This is a genomic window from Lapillicoccus sp. (genome assembly GCF_036559105.1).
Classification (GTDB): domain Bacteria; phylum Actinomycetota; class Actinomycetes; order Actinomycetales; family Dermatophilaceae; genus Lapillicoccus.
Genome location: NZ_DATBTV010000027.1, coordinates 37638 through 60942, shown reverse-complemented (window position 1 = coordinate 60942; position 23305 = coordinate 37638). Strand labels below are relative to the sequence as shown.

At 71.8% G+C, this 23305-nt stretch carries 29 protein-coding genes and 1 pseudogene; 13 read left to right on the top strand and 17 right to left on the bottom strand.

Going from position 1 to position 23305, the window contains the following annotated elements; all coding sequences use genetic code 11:
- Positions 1-27 precede the first annotated feature (27 nt).
- Positions 28-1050, top strand: coding sequence for a zinc-dependent alcohol dehydrogenase family protein (locus VIG79_RS03915; RefSeq protein ID WP_331882393.1), 1023 nt, complete (start codon positions 28-30; stop codon positions 1048-1050).
- 27 nt (positions 1051-1077) lie between these two features.
- Complete coding sequence (locus VIG79_RS03910) at positions 1078-2064, top strand: aldo/keto reductase (RefSeq protein WP_331882391.1); 987 nt, start codon at positions 1078-1080, stop codon at positions 2062-2064.
- Between the two features lie 94 nt (positions 2065-2158).
- On the opposite strand, the gene VIG79_RS03905 is transcribed toward VIG79_RS03910, so the two are convergent.
- Genes VIG79_RS03905 through dapA form a run of 6 tightly spaced genes read right to left on the bottom strand, consistent with a single transcriptional unit; the run spans position 2159 to position 6988 of the window.
- Positions 2159-2563 carry a DUF6855 family protein gene (locus VIG79_RS03905; protein ID WP_331882390.1) on the bottom strand — a complete coding sequence of 135 codons (405 nt, stop codon included), beginning with the start codon at positions 2561-2563 and terminating at the stop codon, positions 2159-2161.
- On the bottom strand, positions 2556-3017 hold the full coding sequence (locus tag VIG79_RS03900) for an SRPBCC family protein (RefSeq protein WP_331882388.1): 462 nt from the start codon (positions 3015-3017) through the stop codon (positions 2556-2558). Before VIG79_RS03900 ends, VIG79_RS03905 begins: the two co-directional genes overlap by 8 nt.
- Complete coding sequence (locus tag VIG79_RS03895) at positions 3010-3348, bottom strand: metalloregulator ArsR/SmtB family transcription factor (protein WP_331882386.1); 339 nt, start codon at positions 3346-3348, stop codon at positions 3010-3012. The genes VIG79_RS03900 and VIG79_RS03895 overlap by 8 nt, the downstream gene beginning before the upstream one ends.
- A gap of 20 nt (positions 3349-3368) precedes the next feature.
- Positions 3369-4328 carry an endonuclease/exonuclease/phosphatase family protein gene (locus tag VIG79_RS03890; protein WP_331882384.1) on the bottom strand — a complete coding sequence of 320 codons (960 nt, stop codon included), beginning with the start codon at positions 4326-4328 and terminating at the stop codon, positions 3369-3371.
- A gap of 9 nt (positions 4329-4337) precedes the next feature.
- Positions 4338-6023 (bottom strand): ribonuclease J, encoded by a 1686-nt coding sequence (locus VIG79_RS03885; RefSeq protein ID WP_331882382.1) that lies wholly within the window; start codon positions 6021-6023, stop codon positions 4338-4340.
- A gap of 50 nt (positions 6024-6073) precedes the next feature.
- A complete protein-coding gene (gene dapA / locus VIG79_RS03880; protein ID WP_331882380.1) occupies positions 6074-6988 on the bottom strand; it encodes a 4-hydroxy-tetrahydrodipicolinate synthase in 915 nt (304 codons plus the stop codon).
- 235 nt (positions 6989-7223) lie between these two features.
- Between dapA and VIG79_RS03875 the strand changes: the two genes are divergently transcribed.
- Complete coding sequence (locus tag VIG79_RS03875; RefSeq protein WP_331882378.1) at positions 7224-8036, top strand: thymidylate synthase; 813 nt, start codon at positions 7224-7226, stop codon at positions 8034-8036.
- 11 nt (positions 8037-8047) lie between these two features.
- A complete protein-coding gene (locus VIG79_RS03870) occupies positions 8048-8524 on the top strand; it encodes a dihydrofolate reductase (protein ID WP_331882376.1) in 477 nt (158 codons plus the stop codon).
- 56 nt (positions 8525-8580) lie between these two features.
- On the opposite strand, the gene VIG79_RS03865 is transcribed toward VIG79_RS03870, so the two are convergent.
- Both VIG79_RS03865 and VIG79_RS03860 read right to left on the bottom strand, forming a co-directional pair.
- A complete protein-coding gene (locus VIG79_RS03865; RefSeq protein ID WP_331882374.1) occupies positions 8581-9054 on the bottom strand; it encodes a heme-degrading domain-containing protein in 474 nt (157 codons plus the stop codon).
- A 78-nt stretch (positions 9055-9132) separates the two neighbouring features.
- Positions 9133-9261, bottom strand: a complete 129-nt coding sequence (locus tag VIG79_RS03860; RefSeq protein ID WP_331882372.1) for a hypothetical protein — start codon at positions 9259-9261, stop codon at positions 9133-9135.
- 206 nt (positions 9262-9467) lie between these two features.
- Here VIG79_RS03860 and VIG79_RS03855 point away from each other — a divergent pair, with 206 nt between their 5' ends.
- The 3 genes from VIG79_RS03855 (at position 9468) to VIG79_RS03845 (ending at position 13496) form a co-directional block, all read left to right on the top strand.
- Positions 9468-11015 (top strand): AMP-binding protein, encoded by a 1548-nt coding sequence (locus VIG79_RS03855; protein ID WP_331882370.1) that lies wholly within the window; start codon positions 9468-9470, stop codon positions 11013-11015.
- Positions 11012-12187, top strand: a complete 1176-nt coding sequence (locus VIG79_RS03850; RefSeq protein WP_331882368.1) for an acyltransferase — start codon at positions 11012-11014, stop codon at positions 12185-12187. Before VIG79_RS03855 ends, VIG79_RS03850 begins: the two co-directional genes overlap by 4 nt.
- Positions 12188-12257: 70 nt before the next feature.
- Complete coding sequence (locus VIG79_RS03845) at positions 12258-13496, top strand: MFS transporter (protein ID WP_331882366.1); 1239 nt, start codon at positions 12258-12260, stop codon at positions 13494-13496.
- Here the strand turns inward: VIG79_RS03845 and VIG79_RS03840 are convergent.
- Genes VIG79_RS03840 through paaC form a run of 4 tightly spaced genes read right to left on the bottom strand, consistent with a single transcriptional unit; the run spans position 13485 to position 16967 of the window.
- Complete coding sequence (locus VIG79_RS03840) at positions 13485-14483, bottom strand: alpha/beta hydrolase family esterase (protein WP_331882364.1); 999 nt, start codon at positions 14481-14483, stop codon at positions 13485-13487. The genes VIG79_RS03845 and VIG79_RS03840 overlap by 12 nt on opposite strands.
- Positions 14484-14533: 50 nt before the next feature.
- On the bottom strand, positions 14534-15655 hold the full coding sequence (paaE, locus tag VIG79_RS03835; RefSeq protein ID WP_331882362.1) for a 1,2-phenylacetyl-CoA epoxidase subunit PaaE: 1122 nt from the start codon (positions 15653-15655) through the stop codon (positions 14534-14536).
- Positions 15655-16161 carry a 1,2-phenylacetyl-CoA epoxidase subunit PaaD gene (paaD, locus tag VIG79_RS03830; RefSeq protein ID WP_414672575.1) on the bottom strand — a complete coding sequence of 169 codons (507 nt, stop codon included), beginning with the start codon at positions 16159-16161 and terminating at the stop codon, positions 15655-15657. Before paaD ends, paaE begins: the two co-directional genes overlap by 1 nt.
- Positions 16155-16967, bottom strand: a complete 813-nt coding sequence (gene paaC / locus VIG79_RS03825; protein WP_331882357.1) for a 1,2-phenylacetyl-CoA epoxidase subunit PaaC — start codon at positions 16965-16967, stop codon at positions 16155-16157. Before paaC ends, paaD begins: the two co-directional genes overlap by 7 nt.
- A gap of 75 nt (positions 16968-17042) precedes the next feature.
- On the opposite strand from paaC, the gene VIG79_RS03820 reads away from it, so the two are divergent.
- Both VIG79_RS03820 and VIG79_RS03815 read left to right on the top strand, forming a co-directional pair.
- The gene (locus tag VIG79_RS03820) at positions 17043-17273 is read left to right on the top strand and encodes a hypothetical protein (RefSeq protein WP_331882355.1); all 231 of its coding nucleotides are present in this window, start codon (positions 17043-17045) and stop codon (positions 17271-17273) included.
- A gap of 11 nt (positions 17274-17284) precedes the next feature.
- The gene (locus VIG79_RS03815; RefSeq protein ID WP_331882353.1) at positions 17285-17791 is read left to right on the top strand and encodes a hypothetical protein; all 507 of its coding nucleotides are present in this window, start codon (positions 17285-17287) and stop codon (positions 17789-17791) included.
- A 3-nt stretch (positions 17792-17794) separates the two neighbouring features.
- Here the strand turns inward: VIG79_RS03815 and paaB are convergent, their stop codons facing one another.
- The 3 genes from paaB to VIG79_RS03800 are packed head-to-tail and all read right to left on the bottom strand — an operon-like array spanning position 17795 to position 19625.
- Positions 17795-18094: a 1,2-phenylacetyl-CoA epoxidase subunit PaaB gene (gene paaB, locus VIG79_RS03810; protein ID WP_331882351.1), complete on the bottom strand. Its 300-nt coding sequence runs from the start codon at positions 18092-18094 to the stop codon at positions 17795-17797.
- Positions 18091-19158: a 1,2-phenylacetyl-CoA epoxidase subunit PaaA gene (paaA, locus tag VIG79_RS03805; protein WP_331882349.1), complete on the bottom strand. Its 1068-nt coding sequence runs from the start codon at positions 19156-19158 to the stop codon at positions 18091-18093. The genes paaB and paaA overlap by 4 nt, the downstream gene beginning before the upstream one ends.
- Before the next feature lie 38 nt (positions 19159-19196).
- Positions 19197-19625 (bottom strand): hypothetical protein, encoded by a 429-nt coding sequence (locus VIG79_RS03800; RefSeq protein ID WP_331882347.1) that lies wholly within the window; start codon positions 19623-19625, stop codon positions 19197-19199.
- Between the two features lie 140 nt (positions 19626-19765).
- Here VIG79_RS03800 and VIG79_RS03795 point away from each other — a divergent pair, with 140 nt between their 5' ends.
- Entirely contained in the window at positions 19766-20368 is a 603-nt protein-coding gene (locus tag VIG79_RS03795) for a GNAT family N-acetyltransferase (RefSeq protein WP_331882345.1), read from the top strand.
- 276 nt (positions 20369-20644) lie between these two features.
- Here the strand turns inward: VIG79_RS03795 and VIG79_RS19710 are convergent.
- Together VIG79_RS19710 and VIG79_RS03790 are read right to left on the bottom strand one after the other, a co-directional pair.
- Positions 20645-20719 (bottom strand): annotated as a pseudogene (locus VIG79_RS19710) (zf-TFIIB domain-containing protein); the annotation flags it as partial.
- Positions 20720-20835: 116 nt separating this feature from the next.
- Complete coding sequence (locus VIG79_RS03790) at positions 20836-21318, bottom strand: DUF4395 domain-containing protein (protein ID WP_331882343.1); 483 nt, start codon at positions 21316-21318, stop codon at positions 20836-20838.
- 97 nt (positions 21319-21415) lie between these two features.
- On the opposite strand from VIG79_RS03790, the gene VIG79_RS03785 reads away from it, so the two are divergent.
- Genes VIG79_RS03785 through VIG79_RS03775 form a run of 3 tightly spaced genes read left to right on the top strand, consistent with a single transcriptional unit; the run spans position 21416 to position 22973 of the window.
- Positions 21416-22222, top strand: coding sequence for an AzlC family ABC transporter permease (locus tag VIG79_RS03785; RefSeq protein WP_331882341.1), 807 nt, complete (start codon positions 21416-21418; stop codon positions 22220-22222).
- On the top strand, positions 22219-22533 hold the full coding sequence (locus VIG79_RS03780) for an AzlD domain-containing protein (protein WP_331882339.1): 315 nt from the start codon (positions 22219-22221) through the stop codon (positions 22531-22533). The genes VIG79_RS03785 and VIG79_RS03780 overlap by 4 nt, the downstream gene beginning before the upstream one ends.
- Before the next feature lie 17 nt (positions 22534-22550).
- Positions 22551-22973, top strand: coding sequence for a VOC family protein (locus tag VIG79_RS03775; RefSeq protein ID WP_331882337.1), 423 nt, complete (start codon positions 22551-22553; stop codon positions 22971-22973).
- Positions 22974-23305 lie beyond the last annotated feature (332 nt).

Here is a 23305-nt window from a genome sequence, read left to right as displayed (position 1 = left end):
CTGTCTAGCCACAAGGAGATCCACATCATGCGAGGAGCCATCCTCCACGCCCCCGGTGACATCCGCGTCGAGGACCGAGACGACCCGCAGATCGAGAAGCCGACCGACGCCGTGATCCGGATGTCGGCCACCTGCGTCTGCGGGTCGGACCTCTGGTCCTACCGCGGGATCAACGAGTCCCGCGGCCCAGCCCCCATGGGCCACGAGTACGTGGGGGTCGTCGAGGAGGTCGGCAGCGACGTCACGACGATCCGCCCCGGCCAGTTCGTCATCGGTAGCTTCTTCGCCTCCGACGGCACGTGTCCCAACTGCCGCAACGGGTTCCAGACCGCCTGCCTCCACGCGGAGGGGATGGGCGCCCTCGGCGCCCAGGCCGAGATGCTACGGGTCCCCTGGGCCGACGGCACGCTCGTGGCGACGCCGGACGTCCCCGACGACGAGCTGCTCCCCAGCCTGCTTGCCGCCTCCGACGTGCTGGGTACCGGATGGTTCGCGGCGGTCCAGGCCGGGGTCGGACCCGGCTCCACGGTCGCGGTCGTCGGGGACGGCGCCGTCGGCCTGCTCGGCGTCCTGGCGGCCAAGGAGCTCGGCGCCGAGCGGATCATCGCCATGAGCCGCCACGAGTCGCGCCAGCGGCTGGCCACGGCCTTCGGCGCGACCGACATCGTCGCCGAGCGCGGCGACGAGGGCGTGGAGCGGGTCAAGGACCTCACGAACGGGATCGGCGCCGACGCCGTCCTCGAGTGCGTCGGCACGAGTGAGTCGATGAGCCAGGCCATGAGCGCCACCCGCCCCGGCGGGCGCGTCGGCCTGGTCGGCGTGCCGCATGGTGTCTCGCTCGACGGGACCGAGCTGTTCTACTCCCACGTCCAGATCGGCGGCGGCCCCGCCCCGGTGCGACGCTTCCTGCCCGACCTCATCGAGCGGATCGTCGAGCGCCGGATCGACCCGGGCAAGGTCTTCGACCTCACCCTCCCGCTCGAGCAGGCGGCCGAGGGGTACGCGGCGATGGACGAGCGTCGCGCCATCAAGTCGCTGCTGCTGCCCTGACGTTCACCGCATACGAGAGGAACCGACATGAGAACGAGAACACTCGGACAGGGACTGGAGGTCTCCGCGCTCGGCCTCGGCTGCATGGGGATGAGCCAGAGCTACGGACCGCTGCCGGACCGCTCCGAGGCGGTCGCGTTGATCCGCGACGCCGTGGCCCGCGGGGTGACGTTCTTCGACACGGCGGAGGTCTACGGGCCGTTCGTCAACGAGGAGATCGTCGGCGAGGCCCTCGCGCCGCACCGCGACGAGGTGGTCATCGCCACGAAGTTCGGCTTCGCGTACGACGACAACGGCGTCTCGAACGGCGTGTCGAGCCGGCCGGAGAACATCCACCGGGCGGTCGAGGGCTCGCTGCGCCGGCTCGACGTCGACGTCATCGACCTCTACTACCAGCACCGCGTCGACCCGGACGTCCCCATCGAGGACGTCGCCGGCACCGTCAAGGGGCTGGTCGAGGCCGGCAAGGTGCGGCACTTCGGGATGTCCGAGGCGGCCGCCGACACCATCCGGCGCGCGCACGCGGTCCATCCCGTCACCGCTCTCCAGAGCGAGTACTCCCTCTGGTGGCGTACGCCCGAGCAGGAGATCCTCCCGACCGTCGCGGAGCTGGGGATCGGGTTCGTCCCCTACAGCCCGCTGGGCAAAGGGTTCCTCACCGGGGCCATCGACGCGTCGACCTCGTTCACCGAGGGCGACATCCGGGCCACGATCCCGCGGTTCGCCGAGGACGCGCGGCAGGCCAACCAGCGGCTGCTCGACCGGCTCCAGGACGTGGCCGAGCGCAACGGAGCCACGACCGCCCAGATCGCGCTCGCCTGGCTGCTGGCCCAGAAGCCGTGGATCGCTCCGATCCCCGGGACGCGCAAGCTGCACCGCCTCGAGGAGAACCTCGGCGCCGCCGACCTCGAGCTCAGCGCCGAGGACCTCGCCGAGATCACCTCGGTGTCCGACGCCGTCGACATCGAGGGCGCCCGGTACCCCGAGCACCTCGAACGGCTCACCGGCCGCTAGCTCTCCGAGCACACCAGCGGGCGTTGGTGCCCGGAACCAGCCCGTTACGGGTCCTGGCGAGGACCAACGCCCGTTGGTGTGCACCCCCGACCGATCAGGGCAGGGCGCGGACCTTGTTGTTGCGCTTCTCGTGGGTCAGCTCGACCTTGCCGAGCGCCTCGAGGAGCGGCGGCAGGTACATGCCGAACCGGCCGCGGTAGCCCTTGCGGAGGCCGTACCAGCCCCCGACCGGGTTGTCCTCGGAGCGCCCCCAGCCCTCGACGGTGCCGTCGGCCGCCGGCTTCTGTTCGTCGGCGGCCCCGACGTCGACCCAGTCACCCTGCTCGAGCAGCCAGGCGTGCAGGTCGTCGACCGCCCGCAGCTGGTACTTCAGCTGCGTCGACCCCACCTGGCAGACGAGGGTGGGCGGGTCGGCGGCCTCGTCCCTCCACATCGAGTAGGCGGACGTGCCGGGTGCCGTCGTCAGCTCCCAGGGGTCTTCCTTGCTTCCCTCAGCCATGACCGGCTCCTTCTCCAGGGGTGGTGGTTGCGGCGACGAAGTACGGCAGCAGAGTGGTCCAGCCGCCGACGTTGCGTTCGCGCCAGGCGTCGGCGGCGTCGCCCAGGCGCTCCCATCCGGCGTGCTCGATCTCGACGCGGGTGCCGGCATCGTCCGGGACGAACCGGATCTCGACGTCGGTCGCGGCCTCCCGGTCGGTCCGCAGGTGCCACAGGTACGCCAGCCGGCACGGTGGCTCCCAGGCCGTCACCTCGCCCCACTCGTGCTCGGTGCCGTCCGGGGCGACCTCGTAGATCCGGCCGCCGACCTGCGGCTCGAGGACGACGCGGGCGCCGGGGTCCCCCGTTGCCGTGTGGTCCCGCGGCCACCAGGCGTCGATCCGCTCCGCCCACACGTGGAAGGCGTGCTCGGGCGGACAGCCGACGACGAGGTCCAGCCGCAGCGGCTCAGCCATCGCTCTTCCCGGTGTTCTCGGCCAGCAGCCGAAACCGGACGGCCGCCTCGCCCCAGACCCGCTCCAGGTAGTCGCGCACGGCCAGTGCCCCGCCCGGCTCGAGGTGGTAGATCCGCCGGGTGCCGACCGCCTCCTCGGCGACCAGCCCGGCGTCCTTGAGGACGCGCAGGTGCCGCGACACGGCCGGCCGGCTGATCGGCAGCTCCTCGGCGATCTCCTGCACCGACCGGTTCCGGGTGCCCAGCAGGGCGAGGATGTCCCGTCGCGACGCGTCGCCGAGGGCCTCGAGGGCGGCGTCCGGTCCGCGTTCGGGACGGACGGCGGCGGGCATACCAGATGGTAACTGGGAAGTTACGGTAACTGCAGGGTCACCGTCGCCCAGACCGCCGCGTGGTCCGTCCCCCGCACCGGGGTGACCCCGGCGTCGACGGCCGTGACGCCGCGGCCGAGGACGTGGTCGAGCTGCACGAACGGGGGTACGCGCCGGCCCTGCGGCCAGGTGCGCACCCACCCTCCGCCCGTCGCCCGGTGCGCGTCGGTCAGGCCCTCGAGCATCGACCGGAAGGGCGGGTGGCTCTGCGAGGCGTTGAAGTCGCCGGCCATGAGCAGCGGCTGGTCGGTCGGTTGAGACAGCTGCCACGTGTGGAGGCGGTCGAGATCCTGCGCCCAGCCACGGGCCGACACGATCGGCTGGCGGGTGTGCACGGCCTTGACCCGGAAGGTGCCGCCCGGCCGCTGCACGACCGCGTAGGGCTCCCAGAACAGCGAGCCGCCGACCCCCTCGCCTTCGTCGGTAAGGGTGAGCGGCCAACGGCTGCGGATCGCGGCGCCGGTGGTGCCGGCCTCCGGGTGGCCGACGACGTAGGGCAGCTCCTCGTCGAGGCCGGCGGCCTTGAGGCTGGTGACCGCCTGAGGGGTCAGCTCGACGAGGACGACCACGTCGGCGTGGTGGTCGCGGACGCCCTTGACGATGTCGTCGGCGTTGCCACCGCCGAACTCGAGGTTCGCGGAGAGCAGGGTCACGGTCTCCGCGCCCCCGGCGCTGGGGGTGGCGGTCAGGCCGAACGAGGCGATCGCGAGGACGACGGCGACGATGCCGGGCACCGCGCCGACCAGCGCGAGCCGGCGCAGCCCGCAGACCAGCGCGAGCAAGGTGACCACCACGACGCCGGCCCCGGTGATGGGCACAACGGCCTGGACGGCGGCGATCTCGCGCGTCGCGACATCGACCCACCGCATCGCGAAGGCGACGGTGAGCACCGCGAGGGCCAGCCCGAGGACGACCGCGAGCCCGCGGCGCAACGCGCTCACAACGGTCGGTCAGGCCTCGATGACCACCGGGATTATCATCGGCCGACGCCGGACCGTGCCGCCGACCCAGCTGCCGATGGTGCGCCGGATGACCTGCTGGAGCTGGTACTCGTCGCGCACCCCGTTGCCGGTGGCCTCGGCGAGCGCCTGCTCCACCTTGGGGATGATGTCCCGAAAGATCTCCTCGTCCTCGACGAACCCGCGGGCGGTGATCTCCGGACCGGCCGCGATCTTCCCGGTGGCCGCGTCGATGACGACGACGCAGGTGATGAACCCCTCGTCGCGCAGGATCCGCCGGTCCTTCAGGAGCGTCTCGGTGGTGCCGCCGACCGACTGCCCGTCGACGTAGATGTAGCCGCACGACACCGCTCCAACCAGGCGGGCCTTCCCGTTGACGAGGTCCACCACCCCCCCGTCGGGCGAGACGAGGACGCGCTGCCGCGGCACGCCCGTGGCGACGGCCAGCTCGGCGTTGGCCACGAGGTGCCGCCACTCACCGTGCACCGGCATGACATTCTTGGGCTTGACGATGTTGTAGACGTAGAGCAGCTCGCCGGCGCTGGCGTGGCCCGATACGTGCACCTTGGCGTTGCCACGGTGGACGACGTCGGCGCCGAGCATCATCAGCCCGTTGATGACGCGGTACACCGCGTTCTCGTTGCCGGGGATCAGCGAGCTCGCCAGCAGCACGGTGTCGCCGACGCCCACCTCGATCCGGTGGTCGCGGTTGGCCATCCGCGAGAGCGCCGCCATCGGCTCGCCCTGCGAACCGGTGCAGATGAGGACGATCTTGTCGTCCGGCAGGTCGTCCAGCTTCTTGACGTCGACGAGCACGCCGTCCGGGACGTGCAGGTAGCCGAGCTCGGCGGCGATGCCCATGTTGCGGACCATCGACCGGCCGACCATGGCCACCTTGCGTCCGGACTTCTGCGCCGCGTCGAGCACCTGCTGGACGCGGTGAACGTGCGACGAGAAGCAGGCGACGATGATCCGGCGCTTGGCGTGCCGGAACACCCGGTCGATGGCCGGCGCGATCTCGCGCTCGGGCGTCGTGAAGCCCGGCACCTCGGCGTTGGTCGAGTCCGTGAGGAAGAGGTCGACGCCCTCCTCCCCCAGCCGCGCGAACGCCCGCAGGTCGGTCAGCCGGCCGTCCAGCGGCAGCTGGTCCATCTTGAAGTCGCCGGTATGCAGCAGGGTGCCGGCCGCCGTGCGGACCATGACGGCGAGCGCGTCGGGGATCGAGTGGTTGACCGCGACGAACTCGAGGTCGAAGACGCCGAGCTTCTCGCGGGTGCCCTCCTTGACCGTGAGCGCATACGGGGTGATGCGGTGCTCCTTGAGCTTGGCCTCGAGCAGGGCCAGGGTCAGCTGCGAGCCGATCAGCGGGATGTCGGGCTTGCGCTTGAGCAGGAACGGCACGGCCCCGATGTGGTCCTCGTGACCGTGGGTGAGCACGATCGCCTCGACCTGGTCGAGCCGCCCGTCGAGGTACGCGAAGTCGGGGAGGATCAGGTCGATCCCCGGGTGGTGGTCCTCCGGGAAGAGCACGCCGCAGTCGATGATGAGCAGGCGGCCCTGGGTCTCGAGGACGGTCATGTTGCGACCGACCTCTCCCAGGCCGCCGAGGGCGACGATGCGCAGGGCGTTGCCGGCGAGAGGCGGCGGGTCGGCGAGGTCGGGCAGGGCGATGGTCACGGGGTGGTTCGGGTCCTCTGGTCTGGGGGGACGACTGCTGGGGGTAGGTCTCAGGTCGTCGGGACGGCGCTCAACGAGGCCAGGGCGGCGCGCAGCGTCTCCAGGTGCTCCGGCGGCGACTCGACCAGCGGTAGCCGGACGGCCGCCGAGTCGATGACACCGAGCTCCTTGAGCGCGGCCTTGGCCATGATCGCACCCTGGCTGGTGTTCATGATCGCGTCGACGACAGGGATGAGCCGGCGGTGGAGGCTGACGGCCGTGGGCAGGTCGCCGGCGTCGACGGCGGCGAGCATCGCCGCATACTCCGCTCCGGCGACGTGGGTGGCGACCCCGACGTAGCCCGTCGCGCCTTGGGTGAGATGGGCGAGGGTGGCGATGTCGTCGCCGGAGAACCAGAGCAGGTCGGTCTGGTCGAGGACCTTCGTCGCGGACCACAGGTCGCCCTTGGCGTCCTTGACGGCGGCGATGCGCGGGTGGCCGGCGAGGCGCAGCAGCGTCTCCGTAGCGATCGGCGTGCCGGTGCGGGCCGGGATGTCGTAGAGCATCACCGGCAGCCCGGTGGCGTCCGCGACGGTGGTGAAGTGCGCGAGCAGCCCGGGCTGGGTGGGGCGGTTGTAGTACGGCGTGACGACGAGGAGGGCGTGCGCGCCGGTCGCCGCGGCCTGCTTCGCGAGGTGCACGGTATGCGCGGTGTCGTTCGTGCCGATGCCGGCCACCACGCGACCCCGGTCCCCGACCACCTCGAGGGCGGCCCGCAGGACCTGGTCCTGCTCGTCGTCGGAGGTCGTGGCGGACTCGCCGGTGGTCCCGCTGACGACGACGCCGTCGTGTCCCGTGTCGAAGAGGTGCGAGATCACCTTCTGCAGGCCGGCGAGGTCGAGGCTGCCGTCGTCGTGCATCGGGGTGACCACCGCGGTCAACGCGCGTCCGAACGGCGACGCGGTGCGCGCGGTCCAAGCGGTCATGGCGGCCAATCTATCGCCCGTGAGGGTCCCGGCCCGGCCCGGGCGGCGCGTGGCGGCCACGAGGCGGACCCCAGAGACGTGAATGTCGAAGCGCTACCCGCTCGGGGGTCCGGGTAGCGCTTCGACACCACCTACATCGGGCGATCGCAGGATCCGTTACAGCCGTTTCGGCCCCCGGCGTGTGACGTGAGTCACATCCCGGGCTCGGAGGGTGCGCCGGTGTAGCGTGCGGCCCGTGCGGCAGTACCTCGACCTCCTCGACCGGGTCCTCACGACGGGCGTGGAGAAGTCCGACCGCACCGGCACCGGCACCCTCAGCGTCTTCGGTCATCAGATGCGGTTCGATCTCGCCGAGGGCTTCCCGGCCCTCACGACCAAGAAGCTGCACCTGCGCTCGATCACCGGCGAGCTGCTGTGGTTCCTGCGCGGCGACACCAACGTGCGCTGGCTCCAGGATCGGGGCATCTCGATCTGGGACGAGTGGGCCGACGCCGAAGGCGACCTGGGGCCGGTCTACGGGTACCAGTGGCGGTCGTGGCCGACGCCGAGCGGCGAGCACATCGACCAGATCGCCCGCGTGGTGTCGTCGATCCGCACCAACCCCGACTCGCGTCGCCACATCGTCTCGGCCTGGAACGTCGCCGACGTCGACTCGATGGCGCTGCCCCCCTGTCACGCGCTGTTCCAGTTCTACGTCGCGCCGCCCAAGCGGTCCGGGGACCCGGCCCGGCTGTCGTGTCAGCTCTACCAGCGGTCGGCGGACGTGTTCCTCGGCGTCCCGTTCAACATCGCCTCCTACGCGCTGCTGACGATGATGGTGGCGCAGGTGTGCGACCTGGCTCCCGGCGAGTTCGTCCACACCCTCGGCGACGCGCACCTCTACCTCAACCACCTCGACCAGGCCCGGCTCCAGCTCACCCGCGACCCCCGGCCGCTGCCGCAGATGCGGATCGCTCGGCGGACGGCGCTGGACGAGTTCGAGCTGGAGGACTTCGAGCTGGTGGGCTACGACGCATACCCGTCCATCAAGGCCCCGATCGCGGTCTAGGTCTTTCGCCGATGACCCAGGTCACGCTGATCGCCGCCGTCGCCCGGAACGGTGTCATCGGCAACGGGCCGCAGATCCCCTGGCGCCTGCCCGAGGACTTCGCGTACTTCAAGCGGACCACGATGGGCCACGTCCTCGTCATGGGCCGGCTGACCTTCGAGTCGATCGGGCGGCCGCTGCCGGGGCGACGGACGATCGTGGTCACCCGGAACCGGTACTGGCAACACCCCGACGTGGAGGTGGCGCACTCGTTCGCCGAGGCGCTCGCGCTGGCCGGCCCGGCGGACGAGGTCTTCGTCTGCGGCGGCGGCCAGATCTACGCCGAGGCCATGCCCTGGGCGCACCGGATGCTCATCACCGAGGTGTTCCTCGAGCCCGAGGGGGACGTGGAGTTCCCGCCGATCCCCTTCGACACGTTCGTCGAGACCGCTCGGGACACGCGCGAGCAGCTTGCGTGGGTCACCTACGAGCGTCAGCGCCCCGACTGAGGACGAGCCCGGAGGGTTGGTGCCCCGATGCGGGCCACAACCCTCCGATCCGAGGTTCAGCGGTCGTGACCCAGCAGGTCCGCGAGCGTGTCCACGACCAGCTGGTGGTCCTCGAGCTGCGGCAGGCCCGAGACGGCGACGGTCCCGACGCACCCGGTGCCCCGCAACAGGATCGGGAACGCCCCGCCGTGGGCCGCGAACGACGCGGGGTCGAGCCGGGCGCTCTCGTCGAACGACTTGCCGTCGACCCGGAACTGCTCACCGACCCGCAGAGACGAGTGGCCGTAACGGTCGACCACGGCGCACTTGCGGGCCAGCCACGCCTCGTTGTCGGCGGAGGAACCGGGCAGCGCGGCGAAGAACAGCAGTCGGCCGTTGCGTCGGACCGAGATCGCGATCGGCAGGCCTCCCTCGCTGGCCTTGTCCCGCAGGGCCGATCCCAGCGCCCAGGCCGTGTCGTCGTCGAACCGGTCGAACACCAGCCGTGACTCCTGGGCCTCGAGCTCGTCGAGCAGGTCGCGGCCGGTCATGCTTCGGCGCTCGTTCCTGCGTGGATCCCGGCGGGGGTCGGTGGGCGGGAGGTCATCGCTGGATTCTGCACCACCGCGTCACGACGTGGTCCGGGTCGTGACGGCGGACCGCGGCAACGGTTGGGCCGTCCATCGCTCGAGGCGTTCGAGGAGCATCAGCGCGGGGAAGGCGAGCAACGGGGACAGGATCCCCAGGTACAGCAGCATCGAACGGTTCTCTTCGGTGGAGGTGGCCCCGAGCCGTGGGATGCCCTACCCACGTCGGCGCCGCCCTACACGTCGGTGCTGGTGCCGGCCCTCGACAAACGGGTGCACCGACCACGGCTGGAGCTCACAGGTGACCCACAGCAGCGTGCCAGGACCCGTTGAGTGGGCCGACAGAGTTTGGGGACGCCGAAGTCAACAGGGGGGACGTGTCAGTACAGGGAGAGCGGGTCCTCGCACGGGTGGTGACGGCGCAGGCCGCCGCCGCCGCGTCGGTCCCGTGGCTGGAGGCGGCCAGGAGCGACCGGGTCGTCGACCGGGCGGAGCTGGCGGCGAGCGTCGCGCGTTGGTCGGCTTACGGCGTCGTCGGCCAGCGGGTGGGGCTGTTGACGACGGATCCGGTGGCCTTCGGCACCCTGTTCGTCAGCCTGATCAGCGCGGGAGCGACCGTCGTGCCGCTCGACCCGAACGCGCCGGCCGAGGCCGTGCACGCGATGGTGGCTACCAGTGGCTGCGCGCTCGCGGTGACGACGCTCGACCACCCGCCCGTCGGCGCCCTGCCGGTCCTTCACGTCGACCCGGTCTCATGGGCTCCGGAGGGGGTGCCGGCACACCGGCCACGCCCGAGCGAGACCACGAGCGAGACCACGAGCGAGACCACGACTGAGACCGCGACAACAACGGCGACCGAGGGCGGCTGCGTACTGTTCAGCTCCGGCTCGACCGGACCCCGCAAGGCCATCCGTCTCGGCGAGGCCCAGCTGCTCCACGTCGCGCGGGCCGTGGCCCGCGCGTACGAGCTGGGTCCGGCCGACCGCGGCTTCAACTCCCTGCCCCTGACCCACGTCAACGGCGAGGTCGTCGGCCTCCTCGCCCCGCTCGTCTCGGGCGGCACCGTGGTCCTCGACGACCGCTTCCACCGCACCGGCTTCTGGGATGTCGCCGCGCAGCGGGCGGCCACCTGGATCAACGCCGTGCCGTCGATCATCGCGATCCTCGCCCAGGAGCCCCCCGGGCCGGCCGCCCCGAGCGCCCCCTCGTCGGTCCGGTTCGTCCGCTCGGCCTCGGCGCCGCTCTCGGAGGCGGTGCTGGCCCGGTTCGAGGAGCGCTACGGCGTGCCGGTCATCGAGTCCTACGGCATGACCGAGGCGGGCAGCCAGATCACCGCCAACCCCCTTGCCGACCGTCGGCCCGGCACGGTCGGGATACCGGTCGACGTCGAGCTCCGGGTCGTCGGCGACGGCGAGGCGCCGCTGCCGTTCGGTGAGGTCGGCCGGGTCGAGATCCGGGGGGCCGGCGTGATCCGGCACTACGAGGACGGCGTCGGGGCCGAGCGCTTCCGCGCCGACGGGTGGCTCGACACCGGCGACCTCGGCGCCGTCGACGACGAGGGGTTCCTCACCCTGGCCGGGCGGGAGGGCGACGTCATCAACCGCGGCGGGGAGAAGATCTTCCCGCGTGAGGTGGAGGACCTCCTGCTCGCCCACCGGGCGGTGGCGGACGCCGTCGTGGTCGGGCGCGACGACGAGGTCCTCGGCCAGGTTCCCGTCGCCTACGTCGTACCGGGTCCCAACGCGCCTGACGACCTCGAGGAGCAGCTGACGGTGCGGTGCCTGGCGGCTCTTCCCCGCGCCCACCGCCCGGTCGCCTACGTGGTCCTGGACGCGGTGCCCGTCGGCCCGACGGGGAAGCCCGTTCGCCGCCTGGTCGCCGACCTCGACCGCGACTCGCTGACCGCCGGAGGGGGGCGCCGATGAGCGCGAGCGCCGCCGCGCCCGAACCGGACACGCTCGGGCCGCCACACCCCGTGGCGGAGTCGCGCGGACGTCGGCACCTCTACGAGGTCGACATCGTCCGGCTGCTCACCTTCGTCTGCGTGGTCGGGGTGCACGCCGTCAGCGGGTCGATGGACCCCGAGAACGTCGCGAGCGGCGCATTCGTCTCCCTCCTGCACTTCACCCGCGGCACGTTCTTCCTGCTGAGCGCCTTCGTCCTGACCTACGCCCTCGGGTCGAAACCCGTTGAAGTGCGCCGGTTCTGGCCGCGCCGGTTCCTCTACGTCGGTGTCCCCTACGTGATCTGGACGGTCATCTACTGGTGGATCGCGCTGGGCCGGCTCCCCGGTGTCGACGACCTGGGCCAGCTCGGCCACGAGCTGCTCACCGGTACCGGCAACTACCACCTCTACTTCCTGCTCGTCTCCCTGCAGCTCTACCTCCTGTTCCCCCTGCTGGTATGGCTGGTGCGCCGCACGCGAGGCCACCACCGGGCGCTGTTCCTGGTCAGCGGGTCGCTCGAGCTGGTACTGCTGGCGCTGACCCACTATGCGGCGTGGCCGGGGGCCTGGGCGACGGTGCAGGCCAACGCCCTGGTGCTCGCCCCGACCTACCAGTTCTACTTCGTCGCCGGCGCGCTCGCGGCGGTCCATCACCTCCGCTTCCATGCCTGGGTCGTCGGTCACTCTCGCGTCGTCGTCGGGGCGCTCGTCGTCACCGCGGCCCTCCACGTCGGCGTCTACCTCGTCCAGCTGCCGAGCAGCGGCTCGGTGGCGCGGGCCTACGACCCTCTGCAGCCCTCGGTCGTGCCGTGGACGGTGGCGGTGACCCTGGGCCTCTACGCCGTCGGCATCCTCTACGCCCGTTCGCGTCGGCCGGGAACCCGGCTCGCCACGTTCGTCGACCAGGCGACCGTCGCCTCGTTCGGCGTGTTCCTCGTCCACCCCCTCTTCCTCAACACCCTGTTGGGCCGCTGGCTCAGCTGGGGCTACTCGTCCCTCGACCCGACGCTCTCCGGAGCGCTCGCATGGGCCGGGACCCTCGTGCTGTCGTACGCCTTCGCGGCGGTCGTCATCCGCACCCCGCTGGCCCTCCCGCTGGCCGGGCGGAAGCGACTGCGGGCCCGACCCACCCGGAGCGTGACCCATCACTAGCGTCCAGGACACCCGGACCACCACGACCACCCGCCGTCCCGGACTGCGCCGACGCGTCCGCGGGAAGGTCATGGTCCTGCTCTGCATCTTCTACGCCCTGGCCTACATCGACCGCAGCAACATCTCCACGGCGGCGCCGTTCATCCACATCGACCTGCAGCTGTCCGACGCCCAGATGGGGTTGGTGTTCTCGGCCTTCGCCCTCCCGTACGCGTTCCTCCAGATGCCCGGGGGATGGCTCGGCGACCGCTTCGGCGCGCGACGCACCCTCGCGTGGCTGGGCGGTGTCTGGGCGGCGGCCACGGTGGCGACCGGTGCGGCCGGAGGGCTGGGGACCCTGCTCACGTCCCGCCTGGCACTCGGCGCCGGGGAGAGCGCGGCGTTCCCGACCGCGACGACGGCGATGTCGCGGTGGCTCCCGGCCCAGCTGCGCGGGACGGGCCAAGGCCTGGTCCACGCCGCCTCCCGGCTCGGCAGCGCGGCGGCACCCCTGCTCGTCGGGGCGATCATCGCCGCCACGTCGTGGCGGGTCAGCTTCTACGTCGTCGGGGGACTCTCCCTGATCTGGGCGATCGTGTGGCTCGCCTACTTCCGCGACCGGCCTAAGGACCACGTGGCGGTCACCTCGGTCGAGCTCGAGGAGCTGGACCGGGGCGACGCGGCGACCGACCGGCGCACCGCCACCCCGTGGCGCACCGTCGTCCCCGCCCTGCTCCCGGTCGCCGTCGTCGACTTCTGCTACGGCTGGTTGCTGTGGGTCTACATCACCTGGCTGCCCACGGTGTTCCAGAGCTCGTTCGGACTGGACGTCGGCGCCTACGCCCTCTACACGAGTCTGGTCCTGGCGGCCGGGGCGCTCGGCGACCTGGTCGGTGGTTGGCTCGCCGACTTCCTCATGCGCCGGTGCCGAAGCCGGCGGACGGCTCGGCTGCTCCCCCTCGTCGTCGGTCTCGGCGGCTCGCTCGTCGCGCTGGTGCCCGCACTGCTGGTCCACGAGCTCGTCACCGTCACCGTCAGCCTCGCTGTCGCCTACTTCCTCCTGGAGCTGACCAACTCGACCCTGTGGGCACTGCCGATGGACATGGTGCCGGAGCACGCCGGCGCGGCGAGCGGCTTCATGAACACCGGCTTCGGGCTGGCGGGGACGCTGAGCCCGTTGGTGTTCGGCGTGCTGCTCGGAGCCACCGGCGGCAACTGGCGGGTGCCGCTGGCCGTGTCGCTCGTCCTCCTGGGCGTCGGCATCGCCGTCTCGTTCCTCATCAAGCCGCACCGACGCGCACCGGTGGGCGACCACGCCTCAGCGGCGTAGGAGCAGGGCTCGGCTCACACCGACGGGGTCGACGTATGCGGCGGCCCGGCCCTTCGTCCGCGGGGCAGTGGTCGAGGCGGCCCGCACCACGACGCCGGTGGCGTCGAGGTTGTCCGACGCCCCCACCGGCCACACGTGGCCCATGCCGGTGACGAGGTAGGAGACGACCCCGACCCCGGCCTCACCCGGCGACCACGTCGACACCTCGACGGGGCCCCGGCCGAGGCTCCCCGGCCGCCGTTCGACCATCGGCGCTCCCCCGCGGGCCGCGCCGACCCAGGCCGCGACCGTGGCGGGGACCGGGATGTACGCGGGCATGAGCGGGCCGCGGGCGGCCCGGCCCCCTAGCGGCTGGACCTTGTCGGCCGTCCCGTGCACGAGGAACGTCCGCACCGGCGCGGAGGGCCGCGGTGACCCCGCGCCGTCCATCAGTGAGCCGTCGACCGATACCAGCGCCGCGACGGCCTCAGGGTGCGCGCAGGCCACGGACATGGCCATGCCGGCGCCGTTGGAGAACCCCGTCACGACGACCCGGCTCGGGTCGGCGACGCGGGCCGCCACGAGCTCGTCGACCAGCGCGAGGGTGAACGCGTCGTCCTGCGGGCCGGTGGCCCCGAGCCGACCGTCGTTGAAGGCCGGACCGTCGCTCTCCGGCATCGCCAGCACCACTCCGGCGTTGCGGGTCGCCGGGACCAGCCCGGTCTGGGCGGCGAACACCCGCGCGGTCTGGAACAGCCCGTGGAAGGCGACGACGAGGGGCGCGGGCTGGTCGGAGGGTGGCACCGACAGCAGGTAGGAGCGCTGACGGCCGGCCACGCGGACGGTGCACTCGGCGGTGCCGACGACGTGGGTGTGGTGGCGGCCCACGGCGCAGCTCGGGGTGGCCGACGCCGCCTGTGGGAGCAGGATGGCGGCGACGGCCGCGAGCAGGAGGACTCCTACCGCGAGCCTGACCGTGCGTGGCCGCAGCCTGCGAGTCCGTCGCATACCCCTCCCTCCTCGGATCGTCGGTCCCCAGTCTGCCCGCGCGGCAGCGGCTACGTGTCGTAGTCGAGGGTGACCGCCTCGGTGACCGGGTGCGACTGGCAGGCCAGGACGACGCCGGCCTCGATCTCGTCGGGCTCGAGCGCGTAGTTGCGGTCCATCCGCACCTCACCGGAGACGAGGCGAGCACGGCAGGTGCCGCAGACCCCGTTCGTGCACGAGAACGGCGCATCCGGACGGACCCGCAAGGTCGCGTCGAGGATCGACTCGTCGCGCGACGGCATCGGGACCTCGGTGGTCCGGCCGTCCAGGGTGACCGTGACCGTCGCCGCCGGCGGCGCGGAGGCGTCTACGACCGCCCGCGGACGGCGCGCCGCGTCACCCGGCTCGTCGACGTGGAAGATTTCGTGGTGGATGTGGTGCGGGTCCACTCCGCGGTCCCTGAGCAGGGACTCCGCGCCGGTGACCATCCCGAACGGCCCGCACAGGTACCACTCGTCGACGCTGTCCACCGGGACCAGGACGTCGAGGATGCGCGCCAGCCGCTCCGGGTCGAGCCGCCCGTGGAACAGGTCTACGTCCTGCGGCTCGCGGGACAGCACGTGGACGAGGTGGAACCGGCCGGGGTAGCGGTTCTTCAGGTCCTCGAGCTCCTCGAGGAACATCACCGTGCTGGTCCGCCGGTTGCCGAACAGCAGCGTGACCCGCGACGACGGCTCCTCCTCCAGGGCCGTCGCGATGAGCGACAGCACCGGCGTGATCCCCGAACCGGCGGCGATGGCGACGTGGTGCCGCGCTGCGGTCGGTTGCGTCGGGCAGGTGAACGACCCCATCGGGGTCATCACCTCGATCTCGTCGCCGGGTGCTACCGACGAGTTGAGCCACGTCGACATCCGGCCGCCCTCGACCACCGCAGAGGCGACGCGCAGCAGCCCCGTGCCGTTCCGACCGGAGCGCGGCTGACAGATCGAGTACGACTGCCGCACGTCCTCGCCGTCGATCGTCGCGCGCAGGGTGAGGTGCTGCCCGGGCAGGTTCGCGTACTCGTCCCACAGCTCTCGCGGTACCGCGAACGTGAGCGCCACGGCCTCGTCGGTCAGCCGCTCCACCCGGGTGACTCGCAGCGGGTGGAACCGCGGTCGGCGCACCGGCGCGGTGGCAGTCAACAGGGCCATCAGAGCGTCTTGAACTCGTCGAACGTCTCGCGGCACGCCTCACAGCGCCGGAGCGCCTTGCACGCCGTCGACCCGAACCGCGCCAGCTCCACGGTGTCGTCCGACCCGCAGCGGGGACAGGCGACGGTCCGCCGCCCCAGCGCGACGGGGACCGGACCACCGAGAGGGGTATGCGTGGGCGGTGCGATCCCGAACCGGCGCAGCTTCTCCTTGCCGTCGTCCGACATCCAGTCGGTGGTCCAGGCCGGGCTGAGCCGGGTGGTGACCCGCGGTTCCCAGCCGGCGGCGCGACAGACGAACGACACGTGCGCGGTGATCGCCTCCATCGCCGGGCACCCCGAGTAGGTCGGGGTGATGACGACGTCGACGACGCCGGTCGTCTCGTCGGCGGCCACCGATCGCAGGATGCCGAGGTCGGCGATGGTGACGACCGGAACCTCGGGGTCCGGGATGCTCCCGACGGACGCCTCGACCTCGCTCGGCGCGATGCGCGTCGCCGTCACCACGTAGCCCCCGGGTGCGACCGGGCGACGTGCTGCATCTCGGCGAGGAGGTAGCCCATCGGCGCCGAGTGGACACCCTGACGCCCGCCACGCGCGCGCCAGCGCGAGTCGTTCGGGAGGGTGAGGGTGGCGTCGTCGACGACCGCGGCCACGCGCGCCAGGACCGCGTCGTGGAGCGAGGACGGCAGCACGCCGACACCCGCCTCGGCCGCCGCGGCGGACACCGGGTCGTCGTCGAACAGCTCGGCCAGATAAGGGAGTACGGCCTCGAGGGCCGCCTGCATCCGGCGGTGGGACTCCTCGGTGCCGTCGCCCAGCCGCACCACCCACTGGTGGGCGTGGTCCTGGTGGTAAGCGACCTCCTTGGTCGCCTTCTCCGCCACAGCGCGGAAGGTCTCGTCCGAGGAACCGGCCGCTGCCGCATACAGCTCGACCTGGTAGGCCGAGAACCAGAGCAGCCGGGCCATCTCGAACCCGAAGTCCTGACGCTCCTGCTCGACGAGGTGGACGTTGCGCCACTGCCGCTCGTCCCGCAGCATCGCGAAGTCGTCCTCGGAGCGGCCGCTTCCGTCGAGCTCGCCGACGTGGGCGTAGAGGCCCCGGGCCTGTCCGAGCAGGTCGAGGCTGACGTTGGCCAGCGCCATGTCCTCCTCGATCTGAGGGGCGTTGGTGAGCCACTCCCCCAGGCGCTGCGCGTAGACCATTGCGTCGTCGGCGATGCCGAGCACGTAGGCGGCGGCCAACCGGTCGCCGGTCGGCACCGCGTCGTCGACCGCCCGGCCCGGAGACGGCACCGGCTGCTGGGTCATCGTCGGCCCTCGCTCACCCTCCGACCTTACGACCCGCGCTGGCAGCAGAAGGAATCGACCTGGGAGGCTGACCGGATGACCGAGCGGGCCAGCGTGACGGTGGAGGTCGTCGCCGCGGACGTGATGCCCCGGCGCACCGGCGGGCCGAGCCCACCCGACCGTCGCCCGATGGTGAGCGACGCGACCGAGATCGCGGTCACCGGCCGTCGCGGCGCCGACACGCCGTACGCCGCGCTGGACGCCGTGGCCGAGACCGAGGTCGGCGCGGCGATGCTCTGGGTGACCGCCTTCGGTCTGGTGCACTGACCCTGTGGCAGGTGTTCGAGACCGTCTGGCGTCGGGACCCGCACGAGAACCCGCTGGGGAAGGCGTTCGGACGCTTCGGGACGATCGCGACGGCCCTCGGCTACCTCGCCCTGGCGGTCAGTGCGGTGCGTATCGCGGCCGCCGGGCGCGCGGCCCGCGAGGGACGTACCTCGCCGGCGGGCGTCGTGTCGAGCCTCGAGGAGCTGGCCCTGAGGATCGGCGTGGTCGCCGCGGGTCTCGTCCCGGTGGTGCTCGCCGTCCGGTCGGGCTACCGCGGCGTGCGGCGACGCTTCGTCGAGGACCTGCGAGACGGCTCCCCGAGGATCGTCGTCGCGCTCGGGCAGGCCGGGCTGGTCGGCAAGGGGGTGACGTTCGCCATCATCGGCGGGCTGATGATCTGGACCGCGCTCGAAGGCCGGCTCGGGCCGCCCGGCATCCAGACCGTGTTCCGGCTGGTCAACCTGTCGCCGGCGGCGGAATCCTCCTTGTCCTCAAGGCGATCGGGCTCACGGCGCTGAGGCTCAGAGGTACTCGACGTCGTCGGGCACGTCGTAGAACGTGGGGTGGCGGTAGACCTTGTCGGCCGCGGGATCGAAGAAGGAGTCCTTCTCGTCCGGGCTGCTCGCCGTGATCGACGACGCCTCGACGACCCAGATCGACACGCCCTCCTGCCGGCGGGTGTAGACGTCGCGCGCGTTCCGCAGGGCCATCGTCGCGTCCGGGGCGTGCAACGAGCCCACGTGGGTGTGCGAGAGGCCGCGCTTCGCCCGGACGAAGACCTCCCAGAGGGGCCAGGACCGTTCGGTAGGCCTGTCGCTCACGCGGCCGAGCCCTGGGCGGCCGCCTGTGCGGCCTGCCCTGAGTGTTTCCGGGCATACGCGTTCGCCGCCTCGCGCACCCAGGCACCCTCCTCGTGGGCGGCGCGCCGATGCTCGATGCGCTCGGCGTTGCAGGGCCCGTCGCCGCGCAGCACCCGCCAGAACTCGTCCCAGTCGATCGGGCCGTAGTCCCAGTGGCCGCGCTCCTCGTTCCAGTGCAGGTCGGGGTCGGGCAGCGTGAGGCCGAGCTTGTCGGCCTGCAACACCATCATGTCGACGAACTTCTGGCGCAGGTCGTCGTTGCTGAACCGCTTGATGCCCCAGGCCATCGACTGCTCGGTATGCCCTCCGGGGGCCGCGGCCTCGCCGCTGTCGGGCGGCCCGAACATCATCAGCGCCGGCCACCACCACCGGTTCGCGGCGTCCTGGGCCATGGCCTTCTGTGCTTCGGTCCCACGGACGAGGTTCCAGAGGATCTCGAACCCCTGCCGCTGGTGGAACGACTCCTCCTTGCAGACCCGGATCATGGCGCGCGCATACGGGCCGTAGGAGCACCGGCAGAGCGGGACCTGGTTCATGATCGCGGCACCGTCGACCAGCCAGCCGATCGCGCCGCAGTCGGCCCACGTCAGGGTCGGGTAGTTGAAGATCGAGGAGTACTTCTGCTTGCCGCTGTGCAGCATGTCGAGCAGCTCCGCCCGGTCGATGCCGAGGGTCTCGGCGGCCGAGTAGAGGTACATGCCGTGACCGGCCTCGTCCTGCACCTTCGCGATGAGGATCGCCTTGCGCCGCAACGACGGAGCCCGCGTGATCCAGTTGCCCTCCGGCTGCATGCCGATGATCTCGGAGTGCGCGTGCTGGGCGATCTGCCGGATCAGGGTCTTGCGGTACGCCTCGGGCATCTCGTCGCGCGGCTCGACCCGCAGGTCGGCGGCGATGAGCGCGTCGAAGCCGGACGTGCCGTCGCGGGCCTCGGCCGACGAACCCGCGGCGACCGCCTCGTCGAACTCGGGGGTCTCGGACGCGTTGAGGGCTTCGGTCGGGTCCACGACGTCGTTGCCGTACATGCCCCCAGTATCGCTCAGCCGCGCGCCAGTGCTCAGTGTCACTGCTTGGAGTCGATGTACCAGCGGCCGTTGAGCTTCACCAGGTCGATGTCGTTCTGGTAGCCGTCCGGCACATTGGTGATCTGCGTCTTCGACACCGTGGCCTTGTCACCGTTGACCGTGGCGCCGGTCACCGACGCGGTCTTGAGCTGGGCGATCTCGTTGGGGTCGTCGAGGTCGGCGAGGACCTTCTCCAGGCCCTCCTTGCACTGGTCGAAGCCCGCGTTGGTCAGCGGCTGGCCGCCTGTGGACACCCGCGCGCAGGCCGCGGCGGAGTTCTTCTCCCCTAGGGCATGCATGAAGGCCGCCACGGCCTCGGTCGGGCTGGCACTGCCCGCCGCGGCGTCGGGGGTGCTGCTACACCCCGCCACGGCCACGGCCACGACCATGGCGAGGGCGGCGCTGACCGCCAGAGCTCGGAGACGCACAGAGACCATCACAGCACGCCCGACTGAGACCGTGCCCATCAGCTCGGCTGCCAGTCGTGCCGCTCGGATGCCCGCATACCCCCAGCCGAGCCGCCTGACGGCCAGTCGAGCCGGCCGGAGCTGGCTGCTTGGATGACGACGTGAGCCATCCGCACGAAGGTCCGCACGACCACGACCACGACCACGACCACGACCACGACCGTCCCGTCGCCGACGCCAGCGTCCGGGTCGCCACACCGTGGGACGTCGACGCGGTGGGGGCCGTCCAGGCGGCCCTCTGGCGGGAGGCGTTTGCGTCGCTCCTGCCGGCCGAGGCTCTCGACGCCGCGACCGCCGAGGAGTTCGCGCGGGTCTGGCGGCAGTCCCTCGCGACACCGCCGTCCGGCGCATACCGGCTGCTGGTGGCGTGTGCGGGCGAGGAGGTGGTCGGGTTCGCCGCTGTCGGGCCCAGCGCAGACCCCGACGCGACCGACGTCGACGGCGAGTTGCTCGTCGGCGGGGTGACCCCAGCGGCGCGCCGCACCGGCCACGGGTCGCGGTTGCTCAATGCGACGGTCGACACCGCCGGGCTCACCGGGTTCGCCCGGGTCCGGACGTGGCTGCTCGACACGGACGAGGCGACCCGCGGGTTCCTGCAGGCGGCCGGTTTCGCCCCCGACGGAGCTCGTCGTGAGCGCGTGACGGGCCCCGCCGAGCGGGATGTCGCCGGGGAGGTCCGGCTGACCGTGGACGTGCCGCAATGAGGCTGGTTGGGGCCGCCGAGGCCGCTCAGTCGTCGAACAGCTCGCTGAGGAACGACGACCTCTTCTTCGCGTAGGGCGGCTGCTGATCGCCGCGCTGGTCGTAGCGGTTGTCGTACCGGTTGTCGTAGCGGTTGTCATAGCGGTATCCGAGTGCTGGTCGTAGCCCTGCTGGTAACCCCAGTCCTGCGGGCCGGCGTAGGAGCGGTCCTGGGGCGCGGGCGCCGGGGCGGCACCGGCCGGCGCGCCGGGCCAGTCGTTCTCGGCGGCGACCAGCTTCTCCAGCTCGCCGCGGTCGGGGAACACCCCTCCGCAGCCGGTGCACTGGTCGACGAGCACGCGGTTGCGCTCCCCCGCAGCGGCGGTGCCCCCAGTAGCTGCGCAGGTCGCTCGCGCACTTCGGGCAGGTCAGGGAGGCCGTCATACCGGGCCAACAACCCTTCATGCGGGAGGGTTCCGGCCTCTGGGGGCTACCGGGAGCCGACCACGCATGCCTCGCAGACCGCCTCCGGGATCATCCCGGCCCGCTGGAGCAGGCCGAAGATGGCGCAGCCCAGGCAGAAGGCGAAGACGGACTCGAGCACGGCCGCGACGACGAGCAGGCCGACGAGCAGCCAGCCGGCCGTGGTGTCGCCCACGGCCAGGCAGACCGCGGCGGCGAGCGAGAAGGTGAGGCCGAGACCCTGGGCGAACCGCTTCGGGGGACCGGGGACCAGCTTCGGCCGCCCGAGCCGCGGCGCGACGACCTTCGTGGCCAGGAGGCCGAAGGGACTGAACCGTGGTCCGGAGAGCACCCGCAGCAGGAAGCCGGCCGCCAGCAGCCAGAGCAGCCAGCCGGCCTGGAACACGAGTGCGGTGACGGCCGTGAGGACGACCAGACCGGCGACGACGCGGGCGGCCTTCTCGTTGACCGGGTTCGGGAACCCGACGATTCGGCTGCTTATCACTGACATAACCAGAGGTTATCCCGCGGGGTTCAGTCACCGCGCAGGCGTCCCCTCCGTGGACGGTCGGCGAAGTGGTGGCGCCCTCCTGTGTGACCATGCGGGGATGGACGCGGGGGCCGAGGTCGAACGAGACCCGGACGCCCGCGACGATTCGGAGCGGGCGGCGCTGCGCGCGGTCACCCGTCAGGCCCTCTCGGTCGGCATCGCGACCGGCGCGTACGGCGTCAGCTTCGGTGCCGTCTCGGTCGCTGCCGGTCTCTCGGTCTGGCAGACGGTGGCCATGTCCGCGCTGCTGTTCTCCGGTGGGTCCCAGTTCGCCCTCGCCGGCGTACTCGGCGCCGGTGGCAGCGGGGTCGCGGCCGTCGCGACCTCGACCCTGCTCGGGGTCCGCAACGGCCTGTATGCGTTGCAGGTCTCGCGGATCCTCGAGGTACGGGGGCTGCGTCGACTGGTGGCGGCCCAGCTGACCATCGACGAGTCGACGGCGGTGGCGATCGGCCAGCAGGACCCCCGCGCGATGCGTCGCGGGTTCTGGCTGACCGGGGTGATCGTCTACCTCGGTTGGAACCTCTCGACGCTGGCCGGGGCGCTTCTGGGCAACGCCATCGGGGACCCCACGATCTACGGGTTCGACGCGGCCGCGGCGGCGGCGTTCTGTGCGCTGCTCTGGCCGCGGCTTCGGTCCCTGGAGGCCGGTGCGACCGCGGCGCTCGCCGCACTCCTGACCGTGGTGCTGGTGCCGCTGGCGCCCCCCGGGGTGCCCGTCCTCGTCGCTGCCCTCGCGGCGGTGGTCGTCGGCCTCCTCGACCGGCGGGGTCGCGGCGACGAGACCGGTGTCGGCGACGAGACGGGTGTCGGCGACGGCCGCGAGCATCGACCCGGTGAGCACGCCGGCGAGGAGCCGGCATGAGCGCCTGGGTCACCGTCCTCGTCGCCTGCGCACTCGCCTACCTGCTGAAGCTGGCCGGCTACCTCGTTCCGGCGCACTGGCTCTCCGGGCCGCGGATCTCTCGAGTGACCGCTCTCCTGCCGGTCGCCCTGCTGACCGGGCTGGTCGTCGTACAGACCTTCGCGACGCCAGACCACGGACTGACGCTGGACGCCCGGGCGGCCGGCGTGGGCGTGGCCGTCGTGGCCCTGATCCTGCGGGCGCCGTTCATCGTCGTCGTGGTGCTCGCGGCCGGCACTGCCGCACTGCTGCGGCACTTCGGCTGGGGCTGACCCTCTACGTTCAGAGGATGGAACAGCGAATCAGCCTCGTAACGCTGGGAGTCGCGGATCTCGACGCCGCACGGGAGTTCTATGAACGGTTGGGTTGGCGGCCCACCGGTCCGACGGACGAGGTGGTCTTCTTCCAGACCGGCGGGATGGTCGTGGCCCTGTGGGGGCGCCTTGAGCTGGCCGCCGACACCATGGTGGAGGACTCCGGCGGCTGGGGTGGGATCACCCTGGCCCACAACGTGGAGTCCCCCGAGGCCGTCGACGCGCTGCTCGAGGAGGCCGTGGCGGCGGGCGGGGCCGTGCGACGTCCGGGCGCGCCGACGGAGTGGGGAGGCTACGGCGGCGTCTTCTCGGATCCCGACGGCCACTGCTGGGAGGTCGCCCACAACCCGTTCTGGACGGTCACCGACGACGGTCGCACGCTGGTGGACGAGTCCTAGAAGCAAGTGGCGGTGTCCGGCCGTGACCGGGCACCACCACCGCTGTCCCCTGTCAGTAGTCCGCCAGGGGCTACTGACCGTCCCGCCGCTGGATCGTCAGCACTGCCGTCTCCCGAATCTCTGTCCCCGCGCGATGTGAGGTGCGTGCTGTGTCGGAGGGTTGCCACCGGCGCGGATCCGAGTTCCCCGTCCAAGCGTCCGCGAGAGAGAGCGCTGGTGACGGAGCCGGGGGGTGCTGAATGAGTGGTGATGGTGGACCCCGAGAACGACGGTACTCAGCAAATCGCAGGTACATCCCCATTGGCGAACCTTGGGCAAAATGTCGTAACTGT

Excerpts from the sequence above, each read along its gene's own strand:
- VIG79_RS03915 (WP_331882393.1), top strand. The coding sequence starts at position 28 with ATGCGAGGAGCCATCCTCCACGCCCCCGGTGACATCCGCGTCGAGGAC.
- VIG79_RS03910 (WP_331882391.1), top strand. The coding sequence starts at position 1,078 with ATGAGAACGAGAACACTCGGACAGGGACTGGAGGTCTCCGCGCTCGGC.
- VIG79_RS03905 (WP_331882390.1), bottom strand. The coding sequence starts at position 2,563 with ATGGCTGAGGGAAGCAAGGAAGACCCCTGGGAGCTGACGACGGCACCC.
- VIG79_RS03900 (WP_331882388.1), bottom strand. The coding sequence starts at position 3,017 with ATGGCTGAGCCGCTGCGGCTGGACCTCGTCGTCGGCTGTCCGCCCGAG.
- VIG79_RS03895 (WP_331882386.1), bottom strand. The coding sequence starts at position 3,348 with ATGCCCGCCGCCGTCCGTCCCGAACGCGGACCGGACGCCGCCCTCGAG.
- dapA (WP_331882380.1), bottom strand. The coding sequence starts at position 6,988 with ATGACCGCTTGGACCGCGCGCACCGCGTCGCCGTTCGGACGCGCGTTG.
- VIG79_RS03870 (WP_331882376.1), top strand. The coding sequence starts at position 8,048 with ATGACCCAGGTCACGCTGATCGCCGCCGTCGCCCGGAACGGTGTCATC.
- VIG79_RS03865 (WP_331882374.1), bottom strand. The coding sequence starts at position 9,054 with ATGACCGGCCGCGACCTGCTCGACGAGCTCGAGGCCCAGGAGTCACGG.
- VIG79_RS03860 (WP_331882372.1), bottom strand. The coding sequence starts at position 9,261 with ATGCTGCTGTACCTGGGGATCCTGTCCCCGTTGCTCGCCTTCCCCGCG.
- VIG79_RS03850 (WP_331882368.1), top strand. The coding sequence starts at position 11,012 with ATGAGCGCGAGCGCCGCCGCGCCCGAACCGGACACGCTCGGGCCGCCA.
- VIG79_RS03845 (WP_331882366.1), top strand. The coding sequence starts at position 12,258 with ATGGTCCTGCTCTGCATCTTCTACGCCCTGGCCTACATCGACCGCAGC.
- VIG79_RS03840 (WP_331882364.1), bottom strand. The coding sequence starts at position 14,483 with ATGCGACGGACTCGCAGGCTGCGGCCACGCACGGTCAGGCTCGCGGTA.
- paaE (WP_331882362.1), bottom strand. The coding sequence starts at position 15,655 with ATGGCCCTGTTGACTGCCACCGCGCCGGTGCGCCGACCGCGGTTCCAC.
- paaC (WP_331882357.1), bottom strand. The coding sequence starts at position 16,967 with ATGACCCAGCAGCCGGTGCCGTCTCCGGGCCGGGCGGTCGACGACGCG.
- VIG79_RS03820 (WP_331882355.1), top strand. The coding sequence starts at position 17,043 with ATGACCGAGCGGGCCAGCGTGACGGTGGAGGTCGTCGCCGCGGACGTG.
- paaA (WP_331882349.1), bottom strand. The coding sequence starts at position 19,158 with ATGTACGGCAACGACGTCGTGGACCCGACCGAAGCCCTCAACGCGTCC.
- VIG79_RS03790 (WP_331882343.1), bottom strand. The coding sequence starts at position 21,318 with ATGTCAGTGATAAGCAGCCGAATCGTCGGGTTCCCGAACCCGGTCAAC.
- VIG79_RS03785 (WP_331882341.1), top strand. The coding sequence starts at position 21,416 with ATGGACGCGGGGGCCGAGGTCGAACGAGACCCGGACGCCCGCGACGAT.
- VIG79_RS03780 (WP_331882339.1), top strand. The coding sequence starts at position 22,219 with ATGAGCGCCTGGGTCACCGTCCTCGTCGCCTGCGCACTCGCCTACCTG.
- VIG79_RS03775 (WP_331882337.1), top strand. The coding sequence starts at position 22,551 with ATGGAACAGCGAATCAGCCTCGTAACGCTGGGAGTCGCGGATCTCGAC.